Origin of the sequence: Flavobacterium sp. LC2016-12, assembly GCF_015351595.1 — a bacterium.
Lineage (GTDB): Bacteria > Bacteroidota > Bacteroidia > Flavobacteriales > Flavobacteriaceae > Flavobacterium.
Map to the genome: position 1 here is coordinate 379,717 of NZ_JADKPT010000001.1, position 16,150 is coordinate 395,866.

Genomic DNA, 16,150 nt, shown 5'->3' on the forward strand with positions numbered 1-16,150 from the left:
AAAACCACTTAAAATTAAAATTAAATACACAAATTGAATATTATGAAAAGTAAATATGTAATACTTGCGTCAGCATTATTGATTTCAGTAGCTACTTTTGCTCAAAAAGATCAGATTAAAGGTGCTGAAAAAGCATTAAAAAGCGGAGATGCTCAAGGAGCAATTACGATACTAAAAGATGCAGAAAATCTAATAGTTAATGCTAAAGATGTTGAACAGGCACAATACTATTCTGTACAAGGAAATGCTTATTTGGAATTAGCTACAAAAAAAGTAGAAGAAAGTAAAAACTTATCTCTTGCAGCTGAAAGCTATAAAAAATTAATAGAGATTGAAAAAACTTCTGGAAAACAAAAATATTCTACACAGGCTGCAGCTTCAATAACACAAATTAAAGGTTTATTGATTAATTCAGCTATTGCAGACACTCAGGCGAATAAAAATTCAGAAGGTGCAAAAAAATTGTATGATGCTTATTTATTAGATAAAAAAGATACTATCAATTTATACTACGCAGCTTCTACTGCTGTAAATGCTCAGGATTTTGATGCGGCTTTACCAATGTATGAAGAATTAAAGAAATTGAATTATTCTGGTAAAGGTACTAGTTACACTGCTGTAAATAAAGCATCAGGAAATGATGATGGTTTTAATACTGCTAGTGAAAGAGATTTAGCTGTGAAATTAGGAACTCACGAAAAACCGAAAACAGAAGCTATTCCTTCTAAAAGAGGTGAGATCTACAAAAATTTAGCTTTAATTTTAGTTCAAAAAGGACGTATCGAAGATGCTAAGAAAGCAGTTGCTGATGCAAGAAAAACAAATCCGGACGATACTTCTTTGATTCTTACAGAGGCTAATTTGTATCTTGAAACTAAAGATTTCGATACTTACAAAAAATTAGTTGGTGAGGCTTTACAAAAAGATCCAAACAATGCAGATCTAGTTTTTAATTTAGGAGTTATCAGTGCTAATGCTAATAACAAAGAGGATGCTGAAAAGTATTATTTGAAGGCAATTGAAATTAATCCAAATTACACAAACGCATATTTGAATCTTGCTGCTTTAAAATTAGAAGCTGAAAAACCAATTATTGATGAAATGAATAAATTGGGAACTTCGGATAAAGATACTAAACGTTATGAAGTTTTAAAGAAGCAAAGAGAAGGCGTTTTTAAAGGTGTTATTCCTTACCTTAAAAAAGCAAATGAATTAGATCCTAAAAATGAAGATGTATCTAAAACATTATTAGGTGTTTATAAAGCTTTGGAGATGACTGCTGAAGCAAAAGCATTAAAAGCTACAATGAACTAATATTTCATTTAAACATAAAAAAAATCCCGTTTCATGAAACGGGATTTTTTTATGTTTAAAAATTACAATTCTCTATACTAAAGTTGCAGATAATGTAATTGTTGTATTTAAGAGTTTAGAAATCGGACAGATCTCTTTTGCTTTTGCAGCTGTTTTTTCAAATTCTTCAGCTGAAATTGATGGTACTTTTCCTTTTAGGTCCAAATGAATAAGTGTTATGGTTCCATCTTCAAAAGTTACTGTAGCTTCCGTAGATAAATCATCTGCCGTATAACCTCCTTCATTCAATAAAAAGCTTAATTGCATTGTAAAACAGCCCGAATGCGCTGCAGCGACAAGTTCCTCAGGATTGGTTCCTACTCCATCTGCAAATCTTGTTTTAAATGATAATTGTGCATTATCTAAAGTGGTACTTTGAGTGCTAATAGTTCCTTTTCCTTCCATACCGGTTCCTTTCCAGTTGGCGTTTGCTTTTCTTGTAAATTTCATTTTATAATGTATTAAGGTTTGTAATATTTTGATAATCAAATATAATCAATATTTTGCAAAATAGTTTTATCAAATTGTATAGCAATGTTAAGTTTGGTGGGATGAGAGTTTAACCGCAAAAAGCGCAAAAGGTTTGTGCAAGTTTGCAAAGCTAATCTTAACGTGCTTTGCGGTAAAAAAATGAATAAAAAAAAGGAGCAATGAATTTTCTCATTACTCCTTTGTATTTTAAAATTAAATTAGATCTATTCCTGGCCTAAATTACGTAATTGTTTTAATTTATCTTTCCAAACTTCAAGGCTTTCCTTGTGGATGGCGATGTTTTTACGGACTTCAAGAACAATCGAATTTTCTTTTTTCGCGTTTTTAGTATTCGTGAAAAATTGAATATTATTCTCTAACTGAAAAATTTCGTTTTGAACTTCTTCAATCTTACGCATTAGGAAAATCTTTTCATTATCTAATTTACGTGTATCATTACTTTCAGATAAAGAATCAATTCTGTTAGAAAAACGCATCATCTCCGTTTCTTTTTTACTCAAACTTAGTTTTTCAAAAAGTGCATCTAAAATTTTATTGAATTTTCCTTCGATATGGCGTCTTGAAAAAGGTACTTTTCCATATCCTTTCCAGGTTTCAATATGTAATTTAATAGCGTCTAAATCGGTTTTATGATCTCCTGTTAACTGATAAGCTCTCAAAATATCTAAGTATGCCTTTTTGTTATCAAAAGCGGCTACTTCGTCTCCGTTTTCCTCAGATTTATGTTCTTTTAGTTTGTTGAAATAATGATTACAAGCATCTTTGAATTCTTTCCAGATCTTATCTGAATATTTTTTTGGAACATGACCAATTTGTTTCCACTCTTCCTGAATTTGTTTCATTATTGGAGTAGTAGCACCAAAATCAGTACTCTCTTGTAGTTCTTTTGCTTTGGCAACAAGAGCCATTTTTTTGTTTAAATTGTCGTTTTGATCTTTTTTAATGTCTTTATAAAATGAATTTTTAAAAGAATTAAAATTTCTAACGGCAGTCTTAAATGCAGCCCAGGTTTCTTCGTTTACTTCAGAAGGAACTTTTCCGGCAGCGAAAAACTCATTTCGAAGCGCTTCAACTTTTTGTATTTGAACAAGCCATTGCGAGTGCGAACCTACCTTTTCTGTTCCTAGAACCTCAAGTGTAGCAATAATACCTTTTTTAACTTCAAGATTTTGTTGCTCGTTTGCTCTTTGACTTTCAAATAAAAGTTCTCTTTTATCATGAATTTTTTTAGTTAGCTCGCTAAATTTATTCCAGATGGCATCGCGATGTTCTTTAGAAACAGGTCCGATATCTTCTTTCCAGATTCTGTGTAAATCTTGTAATTCTCTAAATGCTTTACTGATATCAGTTTCATTTACTAATTCTTCAACACGAGCTATTATTTTTTGTTTTTGATCAAGATTGTATTTAAAATCTAAATCTCTTGCTTCACGATCTAAATGTAGGTAATCATAGAAATTCTCTACATGAAAATGATAATTATTCCAAACGTGATTGTATTTATCTTTTGGGATTGCACCGGCATTTTTCCATCGTTCTCTTAAATCATTGAAATGTTTTAGAGTATCTTTAATGTTTTCCTGCGGATTTATAAGTTCTTTTAGTTCCTCAACAATAGCAAGTCGATTCTCTAAATTTGATTTTAAGTTGGTTTGCAGATGTTTAAAATGGGCATTCCTTTTTTCTCTGAAAATATTGTAATATTCATCAAATTTAGATTTAAGCGGAGAATGATATTCAAATTCTTCGTTTGGATCTTGTTTCGAGGTGTTAAATTCCTCTTTTTTCTCCTCAATAAGATGATTGTATTGTAATAAAAATGATTTTTTAATTTCTTCGATATGATCTTTTACAGACATTACTTTATCTGTATTAACAAGCTTTTTCAATTCATCAACAAGGGCATCTAAAGAAAAAGTATCATAATCCTGCATAGGAAAATCATGGCGCTCTTTTAGCGTCTCATCTTCACTTTCTTCAGCATTAGAATTTGTTATAGCGTCAAGTGCTGTTTGATGATTGGTTTCTTCAGTTTCTGCAGTATTTTCTATTTCAGTTTCAGGTGAAATTTCATTTTCTGGAGTTACTTCAGAACTCAATGTTTCAATTGCATCATTTTGTATAGAATCGCTTATTTCGATTCCTGATTTTCCATCTGCTTCTTGCAGGTTATCATTCTTTTCTTCTAACATTTTAAATGTATAAGGTTTTTATTTTAAACAGTGCGAAAGATAGTAAAGGTGTTTCTAAATACAAAATAAATCCTTTGTTTATACGCTATTTTACGATTAAATTCATGTTTATTCAAGGAATTTGCGATTATGATGTGATTTTTTTTATTGATTTTTTAATGTTTATTTAAATTAGGAATAAATAGTGTTTTAAGAAAAACAGTCATAAATTTATATCGTAACTGAAGATTGGTTGTTTTTTCCGGATATTGATAGAGTATGGTATGATGAAGATTTTTTGAATTACTCGTAAACTAGAATAAAATTAGAAAACCAGCTTCTATACCGTAATTGTATGTTTTATCTCCGCCAAATGCAACACTTGGATGAATATATATCAGATTTGTTGGGGTTATTTTTCTGCCATATTCAACGTATGCATTATTTTGGTAGCCATTGATAGTGCTATTATATCGTAATGCTACATCACCTGCAATCCAGTTTTTTCCAAAAAAATGGAATAATACACTTTCGAGAACACCAATGCTAATATCATTGCGTTGACTTGATCCAGCGAAACTTTGTTGGTATTCAAAGGAGGAAATCCACAGAAATTTTTTCTCATTAAAATATCTACCATAAAAAAAGGCCGGCATAATTACCCATTTTCCGGATCCAAATGCTGGATCTACTGCGGAATTAGCATAAACTCTTGCTCTTAGAGCAATGCCCTGGCTGTTTTTCATAAAGGGGATATAACTTATCCCCATACCTACATCTCCAAGCCCGGTTTTGTTTGTCTCATTAGTATTTGCGGATACTAAAGGGAGGTCAAACCTTAAGTTCCATGCCTTGCTCCCAATAGGAATTAAGGCACGTGCTTGTGTAGTATTAAACGAACCATTTTTGGTATCCAGGTATTCGTTGTAAAAAAGTAAAGTTTGCAGATAATAACGAAAACGCGGTTCAGTAAATGGAATTTTTTCTTCGACTTCTGTCCCTTGCGCTTTTGCGGATGTAATTCCTAGAAATATTAAAATACAAAGTAAGTATATTTTTCTCATAACTACCTATTAATGAATAGACTAAGTTACGAAAATTACTTTAGCATTTTATTTGTTAAGATTTTTTTTATTTATTCCATATTTTCCACGCTTTTTCAGCTTGAAAAATAAGCATGTCGTATCCATTTTTAGTAATTGCTCCGTATTTTTTAGCATTTTTCATAAACTGTGTCTCTGCAGGATTATAAATTAAATCGTATGCAATATGTTTGTCAGTAAAAAACTCGTAAGGCAAATCAGGACAAGCCTCAATATTAGGACTTGTTCCCACTGGAGTACAATTGATTATAATTTGGAAATTGTCAAAAGTCGTCGCATTGATTAGATCATAATCAATGATGTTCTCCTTAGCTTCTCTGGATACAAAAGTGTAAGGAATATCAAGCTCATCAAGAGCAAATGCAACACCTTTTGAAGCACCACCTGTTCCTAAAATTAGTGCTTTTTTATGATGTGGTTCTAATAATGGTTTTAATGATTTCTTGAAGCCATAATAATCTGTGTTGTATCCTTTAAGTTTTCCGTTTTTGGTAAACTTAATGGTATTAACAGCACCAATTAATTTTGCTTTTGTTGATAGTTTATCCAAATAAGGAATTACTTGTTCCTTGTAAGGAATAGTAACATTTAAACCTTTTAAATCTGGGTTGTTTTTTAGCAATCCGGTAAAATGATTGATTTCAGAAATATCGAAATTTTCATAGCTGTTACCAACAAAAACTTCATCGCTAAATTTTTCTGTAAAATATCCTTTTGAAAATGAGTAGCTAATATTACGCCCTAATAAGCCAAAACGTCTTTTTAAAATATCAATCATTATTGTTTTCTATGTTTTTCAATATAATTTTTTACCATTTTTTTTGTCCAGACTACAGGAAATAAATCTTCGATCAAAATATAATTGTCAAAGTTTAAACGTAAACCATTGCTTAAATGGAATTTTGCTTTTGTATTATCCTGAATCATGAAATACAATCCTGCCAAACGATATTCGATTTCGTTTTCCTCCGGAAAGTATTCTGAAGCTTGCAATAAGGTTTGAATAGCGCTTTCGAATTCACCTAAAAATTGTAAGATGTCAACCCAATATAACCAGGTATCCAAAGCATAATCACCAAATTCAACTGCTTTTCTATAGCCAAATTCTGCTTCCTCAAAAAAGTTCATTTGCTTGTTGATCGTTGCATAGCGTTTCCAATACAAACGATTTTGATTGTCAATTGCTAAAGCCTTGTTGACAAAAAATAATGCTTTCTGAAAGTTTTTCTGGCGAACATAAAAGTCGGTAATGGCAATCCATCCTTTGTCTAAAAGAGGATCTTCATGAACGGTCTGGTTGTAATATTGAAGTGCTTTTACAGCATTTCCCAGTTTTTCGTAACATTTTCCAATACGCAATAGTGCATATGAAGTTGCATCGTCTAATTCGATAGTTCTGTTGTAGCTTTCAATTGCTTCAGCGTATTTCTTCAAACGCTCGTAAGCTTTTGCTTTTTCCATGAAAGCGCCTAAAAACTCGTCATCGATTAACGTTGCATAATCAAAAGCACGAATCGCATTTTCATATTCTTTTACGCCATAATGCAAGCGTCCAAGCTGATGCCAGGCGATTTCGCTATATGGGTTTTTATTGATATAATCGTTTAGATAAACAATAGCTTCCTGATTTTGATCTAAAAATTCAAAACAATACACTACGTTATATAAAGCAGATTGATCTTCTAAGTCTTCTTCAAGACATTTGATAAAACTGTCTTTTGCCATCTCAAGGTTATCCATGAAAAGATACTCCATTCCAATTAAGTTGTACACGTCAGCGTAGTCGTCAGTATATTGCAAGGCGATTTTAAGCAATTCTACCGCTTTTTCGTGTTGATCTCTTTTAGAACAAATATTAGCTTTCTGGATGTATATTTCCTCGTTATTAGGTTCAATTGCATACAACTCATTCAAAAGCTTTTCAGCAATCTCCAGTTTGTCGTCGTAAACCAGCATTTCTACTTGTACTAATTTTAAGCCTGTAGATTTTGGATGTTGGTCTAATGCAAGTTTTAAGGCCTTTTTTGCTAAATTAGCCTTGCCTATGTCTAAGTAATGAAGAATAATTTCTTCAAATTCTTCAGAATCAAAAAAGAGTACTTTGTTAGTTTTTAACATTGACTCAAATTTGGATAGGGATAGGTTATAATCTTCTTCTTCGTTGCTTAATTGCATACTGTCTTTATTTGAAATTAGCCTGTTATAAATTTAGGCAACCATATTATTGTTGTGGGGAAAGGAAATTAATTGTTTTGAACAATTTAATTAACAATATGGACAGAATTTCGATTCTGTTTTTAGTCATAATCTTCTGATATTTAAAAGATTATTTTGATTATTATTCTAATTTTTATTTTGTCGGATAACAAATTCTGATAGCTTTAAATTTAAGCTTCTTGCTGTTTTTTCACAATGTTATCCATAACGCTTAAAATTATAGCGCAACCTTCTTTTATTTCTTCTTCAGAAATGGTCAATGGCGGTGTAATTCGAATGGCGCATCCTTCAAACAGCAACCAGAATAAAATCAATCCTTTATCCTGACAATTTAGAATAACCTCATTGGTTATTTCGGCTGTTTCAGTCATCGCAGCAAGCATTAATCCTTTTCCTCTAACTTCCTTTATCAAAGGATGTACCAAAAGCGATCGAAAGAGTTTTTCTTTCTCTAAGGCTTCCTGCATTATGTTAGTCTCAGTTAATTCCTGCAAAGTCGCCAAACAAGCTGACGCAATGACAGGGTGACCACCAAAAGTTGTAATATGTCCTAACTTCGGATTTTCTGTTAAAAGATCCATTTTTTCTGCAGAAGCTGTAAAAGCACCAACTGGCATGCCGCCACCCATACCTTTTCCCATCACTACAATATCAGGAATGACATCGTAATTTTGAAAGCCAAAAAGTTTTCCTGTTCTACCAAAACCAGGTTGGATTTCGTCTACAATCATCATGGCTCCAACTTCATCACATCGTTTTCGTACCTTCTGTAAAAAGTTGTTTTCTGGTTGAATAAATCCGGCACCTCCCTGAATAGTTTCTAAAAGAATTGCTGCAGTTCGGGTTGTTATTTTTTGTAAATCGGCTTCGTTATTGAAAGTAATAAAATCGACATCTGGCAGCAAGGGACGGAAAGCTTGTTTACGCTCTTCAAATCCCATTACACTCATCGATCCCATAGTGTTACCATGATAAGCATTGTGGCACGAAATAAGCTGACTACGACCTGTTGTTCGTTTAGCCAATTTAAGCGCGCCTTCGATAGCTTCTGTACCTGAGTTTACTAAATAGGTTTTATTAAGAGATTCTGGTAGGAGTGAAGCCAATAATTTACAATACTGAACGGCTGGGCTTTGTGAATATTCGCCATAAACCATCACATGTGAATATTTATCTAACTGATCTTTTATAGCCTGATTCACTCTCGGATGCTGGTGTCCAAGCGTGCAAGCCGATACGCCGGCAACAAAATCTAAATATTTTTTATCGTTTGTGTCGTAAATATAAGAGCCAATAGCGTGTGAAACTTCCATTCCGAGTGGATAAGGAGAAGTTTGTGCCTGGTATTTTATAAAATCTGGATTCACTGTTATTTGTTTAAAAGTTTCAAGTTTCAGGTTTCAAGTTGACTGAAAACTGAAAATTACGAATGATTTATTTTAACCGCAATCCCGATAGTTATCGGGAGCAAAGTTTTTTTGTACTATAAACTGAGATTGGAGTCTTAATAAGGCCACACAGCTTTACGCTGAAAACTGAGACTGAGACTGAAAACTACTTCTTAGCCTTGGCAGTTTTTGTCGTATCCGCTTTAGCTGTACTTGTTTTTAATGCAGGTTTCTTTTTATCGTAATCACGCGTCTCTTTTCTGACTTTCATAGGGACGTCTTTATCTTTTGCTTCCTGGTCTTTTCCTTGCTGAATTAGTTTGTCATTTTCTTCATTGTCCTCAGCACTAAAAATATCATCTTTCGATTTAATTCTTTCATCGCCACGCCAGACCAAACCTCTTAATTTTCGTGCATTTTCAGGTAAATCAGCTTCTGGATATATATCGCCATCTACTTTATTATAAAAAGTAATCGTTTCAATAGCATTATTCTCTAAAATAAGATTGATTTTACTGCTGACATTTTTATTAATTCCGATGAGCTCATTGGCGTCATTTCGCATATAATAAATCACTTCGGTATTTTTGATGACATCAACATCGTGAAGTTTACCATCCCTGAATTTTCCAAATAAATTGAGCCCTTTTACCTGATTAAATCCGGTTCCGAGTGTATCCCGCGAGACCAGAAAAGTGTTATTGAGCACCTTTAATGAATCTAGTTTTTTGGTAGTATTGTCACCAATTAAATGCATGACATCTCCGGTAATCTGGCTGTCTCCATTCCATAAAATAGGATTTCCTATTAATTTTGTCAAAGCCGTTTTGGAGTTTGAATGTATAGAATCACATTTTCCACTCATATCAACCTTAAAAAAACGAACATTGTTAAAAGCTCTCAGGATTCGTTCACCTTCTTTTCCGGTAACCATTAATTTTTTTCCGTGAATGTAAACTGAATCGTTCTCAACAAAGTTAACTGCTACAGCTCTTTTCGTCACAAACATAGAATCTTTCAGTTTGTAAATTTCGGCATAATGTCCTTTTACAATTCCACGATTTATGGAATCGGTAATTTTTACATTTCGCGTTGCTGATGCAAATTCGATATTCCGGTTATAATACAAGCTGTCACCTTCTATAAGTCGATCATCGTATTTAATATAAGATTTTCTGAGAAAATGCGCGAGGTTTTTTTTGGTATCATAAAAACCTTTTTCCGTATAAATATAGTTGGCTTTACTTGTAATTGTTGAAGGTCCAAGTAAGTAAGTATGTCCTGAATTACTATAATAATCTAAGTGATTTGATTTTACTACATATTTAGGATTCGTTAGCGTTACCTCGGTCAAAAACTGAAACTTTTTTTCGGCTACATAATACCTACCTGACTTACTAACTAGTGTATTGTCTTTGTTAACGATTGTACCTTTTGTATTGTAAAAAACTTCCTGAACATTACGGTCAAAATTAATAGTATCCGTTTGTAAAGTTGCATCAGGAGAAGTCATTACAGCATTTCCTGTCGCAAATGCCTTTTTCATATTTCCGTTATATTCAGCATATTTACTGTTTAAAAACAAAGTATCGCCCTGAACCAATTGTACATTACCAAAAGCTTTTAGATAATTTTCTTTTTGAAAAAAATAAGCTTTATTACATGTCAGTACAACGCCATCATGATTTATTTTGACATTTCCTGTAAGTAAAAGGGCATCTGGTGCTGCTACTTGATCGACATCAGAAAAATCGGCATTTTCTACAATAATTTTTTTGGGTGCCTGAGCAAAAATGGTTTGAGCACTTAATAGAAACAAACAATAAGATATGAAAAAGAGTGATTTCTTCAATTGATTAAATTTTTGTCAAATTTATGAAAAAGGATACAACCTTCATGGATATTAGGATTAATTTATATTTTTTAGATACAAAGCTTCAGAGGGGCAAAGGTTCAAAGGTTTCTTTAAGTATTTGCAGTCTGTTCGTTTGAACCTTTGCTCTTATGAAGCTTTTAATTATCAACAAAATAAAGCACTCTCACGTTGTAGTAGATCCTTGTTAATCCATTTTTTGAGAAATTGAATTGAATTTGAGTTGAATTTTAAAAATTAGATTAAATTTAGAAAATGGTTTTGAAGGAATAATTTAATTATAAAGCCTCAAAAAAAGATCAGATTATAAATAAGAGTATGATAAATAAAAAAATTATAGTTGCAGGAATGGCTGTAACCGTGCTGTTTTCGGCATGTAAAACAAAAGATTTGAAAATGAATACGTCTAAGGAAGAAATTGCTACAGAAAAGAAAATTGTAGTGTATCAGGTTTTTACACGCTTATTTGGAAATAAAAAGACAACGAATAAACCATGGGGAACCATTGAAGAAAATGGAGTCGGAAAGTTTAATGATTTTACAGATACTGCACTTCATGAAATCAAAGATTTAGGAGTGACCTATATTTGGTATACCGGCGTTCCTCACCATGCATTAGTTAGGGATTATACCGTTTACGGAATTTCAAATGATGATCCTGAAGTAGTGAAAGGCCGTGCGGGATCACCTTACGCGGTTAAAGATTATTATAATGTAAATCCTGATTTAGCAGTAAATCCTGCAAATCGATTACAGGAATTTGAAGCATTAATTGCTCGTACACACAAAGCAGGTTTGAAGCTTATTATTGATATTGTACCCAATCATATTGCGCGAAAGTATGAGGGAAAAAATAATCCGGCAGGAGTTAGGGATTTTGGAGCTGATGACGATGTAAATGTGGAGTATAAAAGAGATAATAATTTCTATTATATTCCAAAAGAGCATTTTCAAATTCCAGATGGAGATGTACCATTAAATGGTGAAAAGAATCCATTAGTTGATGGTGTCTTTGATGAAAATCCAGCAAAATGGACAGGTAATGGTTCCAGGAAAGTGAAACCGGATCAAAATGATTGGTACGAAACGGTAAAAGTAAATTACGGAATTCGTCCCGATGGTTCGAAAGACTTTCCTGAACTTCCGGCTGGATTTGATCAAAAATCTTATCAGGAACATTTTGCTTTTTGGCAGGATAAAGATGTGCCTGATTCATGGAAAAAGTTTAAATCTATTGCTTTGTACTGGACAGCAAAAGGGGTTGACGGTTTTCGTTATGATATGGCCGAAATGGTTCCATACGAGTTCTGGAGCTATATGAATTCCGCTATTAAGATGAAAAATCCAAATGCTTTTTTGTTGGCAGAAGTTTACAATCCAAATGAATATCGTAATTATATTCGTTTAGGAAAGATGGATTATTTATATGATAAAGTAGAAACTTACGATAAGTTGAAAGATGTCATAAAAGGAAAATCATCACCAGACGGTTTATCAGATATTCAAAAGGGAATGTCAGATATTGAGCATCATATGCTTCATTTTTTGGATAATCATGATGAGCAACGTTTGGCAAGTCCTGAATTTGCAGGAACACCAGAACGAGGAAAACCTTTAATGGTTGTTTCAACTACAATAAGTACATCACCAACAATGGTTTATTTTGGTCAGGAAGTAGGAGAGGCCGGAAATGAAAATGCAGGTTTCGGAACGCATTCCAGAACTTCTATTTTTGATTATATAGGAGTGCCCAATCATCAAAAATGGATGAATGAAGGAAAATTTGATGGAGGACAACTTTCTGATTCAGAGAAAAATTTACGTGATTTTTATAAGCGTTTGCTGAATTTTTCAATTAATAGTTCAGCTTTGATGGGAAGCTATCAGGAAATTCAGTCTGTAAACCGTCAGAATAACGCAGGTTATGACGATTCTATTTATTCGTATGTGCGTTGGTCCGAAAAGCAAAAACTAATTGTTGTTGTGAATTTCTCTTCTGAAAAAACAAGTGAATTTGAATTAAAGGTTCCTTCTGATGTTATTTCAAAATGGAATTTAAAAGATAGCGAATATCAATTGACAGATCAGCTTTATCGAATGAATTCTGTTAAGTTAAAAGTTATTAATGGAGAAGGAATTGCAAAAGTAAAAATTGCTCCTTCAGAATCCTTTATTTACGAATTGAAATAATATTTGACATTAGAAGACGTAAAAAAAGCTGATACATTTTGTATCAGCTTTTTTTTATACTTTTTTGACTTTCTTCAAAGCCTCTTTATAATTTTCGTTTACTTTCTCCCAGTTAACATGTTTGTAAAAAGCATCGATATAAGTTCCTTTTCTATTTTGGTAATCTAGATAATAAGCATGTTCCCATAAATCAATTCCCATAATTGGAGTTCCGGGAATCAAGGCGTTTTTCATTAACGGATTATCCTGATCTCCTGTAAGTGTCACTTGGAGTTTTCCATATCTGTCAACAACTAACCAAACCCATCCCGAACCAAATTGTTTGGTGGCCATAGCTTTAAATTGGTTCGTTAAATTATTAAAGGAACCAAATTCTTTATTGATAGAACCAGCTAAAGTGTCTTTAGGAGTTTGTTCTTTTGGCGTCAAAAGATTAAAATACATGGTATGATTGTAATATCCTCCTGCGTTTTGACGAAGCTTTGCATTACTAAGATCCATTTTTTTCAGAATATCTTCAATTGGCATGTTTTCAAATTCCGTCGAAACAATTTCTTTGTTTAAATTATTCGTATAGGTTAAATAATGTTTCGAATAATGTGTTTCTAAAGTTAGAGAACGTATGTCAGGTGCTAATCCATCATAAGGAAAAGTCAATTTTGTAAGTTCAAATGAACCTGGATCGGCTTTTACTTCTTCAGGTGTTCCAATTGTTATTTTCTCTTCTTTTGTTGGTAGAGGAACTTCAACAACTTCGGTTAATTTATTGCTATCATTACAAGAAAATAATACGAAGAATGAAGTTAAAATGCCAAAGCGAGTAAAATTTTTCTTCATAATGTAATTTATTTTGATGTTAGAGAATTTATGATTTCAATGTAATTTTCCTTTGCTTCGTCAATGGATATATGACTAATTTGCATCCATGCATTTGTTTTAAATGCATCACGTAAATCAAAGTTCTCAGATTGGTTGTATACTGCTGTGCCAAAAGTAGCCTGTTTATAATAAGCATACAGTCTTAGCTGCACATCTTGTGGCAGTGACGACTGGGTCATTTTTAAAGCAGTTTCTACAGCCTCTGAAAAACGAGTATCTAAATCTTTTTTGGTCATTTATGCTTTTGTAGCGATAATGGTTTTTCCACCAATTGCTTTTTGATTCAATTCTACATTAATTTGGGTACCTAAAGGTAAAAATAAATCTACTCTTGAACCAAATTTAATGAAACCTGCATCAGTACCCTGAACAACCTGCATTCCTTCTTGTGCGTAGTTTACAATTCTACGTGCTAAGGCACCGGCAATTTGTCTGTATAGTATCTGGCCAAAAGTTTCGTTTTCAATAACAACAGTGGTTCTTTCGTTTTCTTCACTTGCTTTTGGATGCCATGCAACCAAAAATTTACCCGGATGATATTTACTGAATTTGATAATTCCGTCCATAGCATAACGCGTAACGTGTACGTTTATTGGTGACATAAAAATAGAAACCTGTAAACGTTTGTCTTTAAAAAATTCACCTTCATAAACTTCTTCAATAACCACAACTTTTCCGTCAACCGGAGCAAGAATGTGATCGCTGTTTCTGATTGCGATTCTTTTTGGATTTCTGAAAAATTGCAGAATAATAATCAATACAGCTAATCCAGCTATTTGAACTAAAATTCTTAGCCAATTGATATCAATAAATTTTTCAGCTATTAAAATAACAGCAACTGCAAAAACAGTACCTAATAAAATGGATGGGCCTCCCTCTTTATGAAACATAATATAAAATTTGATAAAATAAAAATATAATTGGTGCTACAAATATAACACTATCTAGTCGATCTAAGATACCTCCATGGCCTGGCATTATGGAGCCGCTGTCCTTTACACCGGCAATTCTTTTAAATTTTGATTCAATCAAATCTCCAATGGTGCCAAAAATGCTTACAATTAAAGCAATTATCGTCCAGATCAAAATAGATTTACTGCTAAATTCAGGTTTTGGCTGAATGTATAATTTAGAAATTAAAAATCCTGCAAAAGCTGCAAATACAACACCGCCAATAAAACCTTCAATAGTTTTTTTAGGAGAAACACGTTCAAATAATTTATGTTTTCCCATCGATTTTCCGACTAGATAAGCAAAAGTGTCATTGGTCCAGATTAAGATGAATAAACCAAGAATAATTTTTGGATTATAATCATTGGTACCAAAAGAAATTTTAACAATAAATATAAATGGTAATACAATATATCCTAATAAATATAAATATTTTGAAGATGTACTGACACTTTGAATATTGTCATAAAACAAAAACAAAATACACTTTATAGAAATTACTAATGTTACAGCCAGCAGCACAAGATCTAATTGCTGGATATTAGTATTTAAAACTAAGTCTGAATTGAATGTAGTGTTTAAAAACAAAGTAGTCTCCTTGTTGTAATGACTGATTAACAGAATTGTACTGTATAACAGAATACCAAAAAGAATAGAAAAGATTTTGCTAAGATTTACTAAACTGCAAAACTCATAAATTGTAATTATTAAGAAAAGACCAAAAAGGATGATAAAGCTTTCAGTTGAAAACAAAATTGCAGTTAATAATAAAGCGATATAAACAGCACCAGAAATGGTTCTCTTGAGTGTTTCGTTCATCTTAAAGGTCTTCTAAAAGCAGTAAATAAAGATTTTTTGCAACGCTTCCGTATTGTGTAAAATCTTCCTCTTTTGCTTTTTCGAAATATTTTATTGTAGTAATATTGGTAGGGTAGTCTCTTTCGTATTTTCTTTTAATAGCACTTAATCCGTCGCTTTTCATTGGTAAGATCTGGCTGGTCGTGGCTATAATAACGATATTTGCCGGCAATTCATTTGGTTTGTCCTGTCTGATTTGTTTTGATGAAAATAAAATAGAACCTTCATCGGCTATAAGGTTTTCACAAGAAGCTAGTAAAAATTTAGGAGCTCTTGGTGAAACATAAATAAGTTTGTTCTCCTCCAGTAAATGAAAAAGACCCGGTTCGTAACATAAAACTTCGTTTTCGAACCAATCGTTTTCTTCTAAAATGTTTTCAAATTGTTCTGCAACTTCCTGTTTGTTTTCACAATACAAAAATTTACCACCATTTTTCTTGAAATTGAAAATGAATTGCTCGTCAATAGATAAATGACTGTTCGGAATTGGATTTCCTCCTCCATATTCGCTTTCATGTTCTTCGTCAGATGCGGCGTCGCTAGAACCAAATATTTTTTTGAAAAAATTCATTTTATATGAAATACTTTACATGTTAATTGAAAACGTTCAAAGATAAAAAAATCTTAATTCAAAAGGCTATTTTGAATTAAGATTTTAAAAAATATTACATATTT

At 32.4% G+C, this 16,150-nt stretch carries 14 protein-coding genes; 2 read left to right on the forward strand and 12 right to left on the reverse strand.

Translation table 11 applies throughout. The features are described 5' to 3' along the window. The first annotated feature begins 42 nt into the window (after positions 1-42). Positions 43-1,314, forward strand: a complete 1,272-nt coding sequence (locus IRZ99_RS01615) for a lipopolysaccharide assembly protein LapB (protein WP_194655607.1) — start codon at positions 43-45, stop codon at positions 1,312-1,314. Between the two features lie 72 nt (positions 1,315-1,386). Here the strand turns inward: IRZ99_RS01615 and IRZ99_RS01620 are convergent, their stop codons facing one another. From IRZ99_RS01620 to IRZ99_RS01650, 7 genes are all read right to left on the reverse strand, one after another. Beyond that, positions 1,387-1,803 carry an OsmC family protein gene (locus tag IRZ99_RS01620; protein ID WP_194655608.1) on the reverse strand — a complete coding sequence of 139 codons (417 nt, stop codon included), beginning with the start codon at positions 1,801-1,803 and terminating at the stop codon, positions 1,387-1,389. A gap of 245 nt (positions 1,804-2,048) precedes the next feature. Beyond that, entirely contained in the window at positions 2,049-4,037 is a 1,989-nt protein-coding gene (locus IRZ99_RS01625; RefSeq protein ID WP_194655609.1) for a DUF349 domain-containing protein, read from the reverse strand. Positions 4,038-4,330: 293 nt separating this feature from the next. Further along, a complete protein-coding gene (locus tag IRZ99_RS01630) occupies positions 4,331-5,080 on the reverse strand; it encodes a lipid A phosphoethanolamine transferase (protein ID WP_194655610.1) in 750 nt (249 codons plus the stop codon). Positions 5,081-5,147: 67 nt separating this feature from the next. Beyond that, complete coding sequence (locus tag IRZ99_RS01635; RefSeq protein ID WP_072971211.1) at positions 5,148-5,897, reverse strand: shikimate dehydrogenase; 750 nt, start codon at positions 5,895-5,897, stop codon at positions 5,148-5,150. Continuing rightward, positions 5,897-7,294 carry a tetratricopeptide repeat protein gene (locus tag IRZ99_RS01640; RefSeq protein ID WP_194655611.1) on the reverse strand — a complete coding sequence of 466 codons (1,398 nt, stop codon included), beginning with the start codon at positions 7,292-7,294 and terminating at the stop codon, positions 5,897-5,899. Before IRZ99_RS01640 ends, IRZ99_RS01635 begins: the two co-directional genes overlap by 1 nt. A gap of 212 nt (positions 7,295-7,506) precedes the next feature. Beyond that, positions 7,507-8,703 (reverse strand): aspartate aminotransferase family protein, encoded by a 1,197-nt coding sequence (locus IRZ99_RS01645; protein WP_194655612.1) that lies wholly within the window; start codon positions 8,701-8,703, stop codon positions 7,507-7,509. A 187-nt stretch (positions 8,704-8,890) separates the two neighbouring features. Further along, the gene (locus tag IRZ99_RS01650) at positions 8,891-10,576 is read right to left on the reverse strand and encodes an OstA-like protein (RefSeq protein WP_194655613.1); all 1,686 of its coding nucleotides are present in this window, start codon (positions 10,574-10,576) and stop codon (positions 8,891-8,893) included. A gap of 339 nt (positions 10,577-10,915) precedes the next feature. Here IRZ99_RS01650 and IRZ99_RS01655 point away from each other — a divergent pair, with 339 nt between their 5' ends. Then, the gene (locus tag IRZ99_RS01655) at positions 10,916-12,787 is read left to right on the forward strand and encodes an alpha-amylase family glycosyl hydrolase (RefSeq protein WP_194655614.1); all 1,872 of its coding nucleotides are present in this window, start codon (positions 10,916-10,918) and stop codon (positions 12,785-12,787) included. A 54-nt stretch (positions 12,788-12,841) separates the two neighbouring features. On the opposite strand, the gene IRZ99_RS01660 is transcribed toward IRZ99_RS01655, so the two are convergent. The 5 genes from IRZ99_RS01660 to IRZ99_RS01680 are packed head-to-tail and all read right to left on the reverse strand — an operon-like array spanning position 12,842 to position 16,046. Beyond that, a complete protein-coding gene (locus IRZ99_RS01660) occupies positions 12,842-13,624 on the reverse strand; it encodes a superoxide dismutase (RefSeq protein ID WP_194655615.1) in 783 nt (260 codons plus the stop codon). A gap of 8 nt (positions 13,625-13,632) precedes the next feature. Beyond that, complete coding sequence (locus IRZ99_RS01665; RefSeq protein ID WP_194655616.1) at positions 13,633-13,902, reverse strand: acyl-CoA-binding protein; 270 nt, start codon at positions 13,900-13,902, stop codon at positions 13,633-13,635. Further along, entirely contained in the window at positions 13,903-14,556 is a 654-nt protein-coding gene (locus IRZ99_RS01670; RefSeq protein WP_194655617.1) for a phosphatidylserine decarboxylase family protein, read from the reverse strand. It lies immediately after the preceding gene. Further along, entirely contained in the window at positions 14,546-15,436 is an 891-nt protein-coding gene (locus IRZ99_RS01675) for a phosphatidate cytidylyltransferase (protein ID WP_194655618.1), read from the reverse strand. Before IRZ99_RS01675 ends, IRZ99_RS01670 begins: the two co-directional genes overlap by 11 nt. Before the next feature lies 1 nt (position 15,437). Further along, positions 15,438-16,046 carry a lactate utilization protein B/C gene (locus tag IRZ99_RS01680; protein ID WP_072971202.1) on the reverse strand — a complete coding sequence of 203 codons (609 nt, stop codon included), beginning with the start codon at positions 16,044-16,046 and terminating at the stop codon, positions 15,438-15,440. Positions 16,047-16,150: the final 104 nt, after the last annotated feature.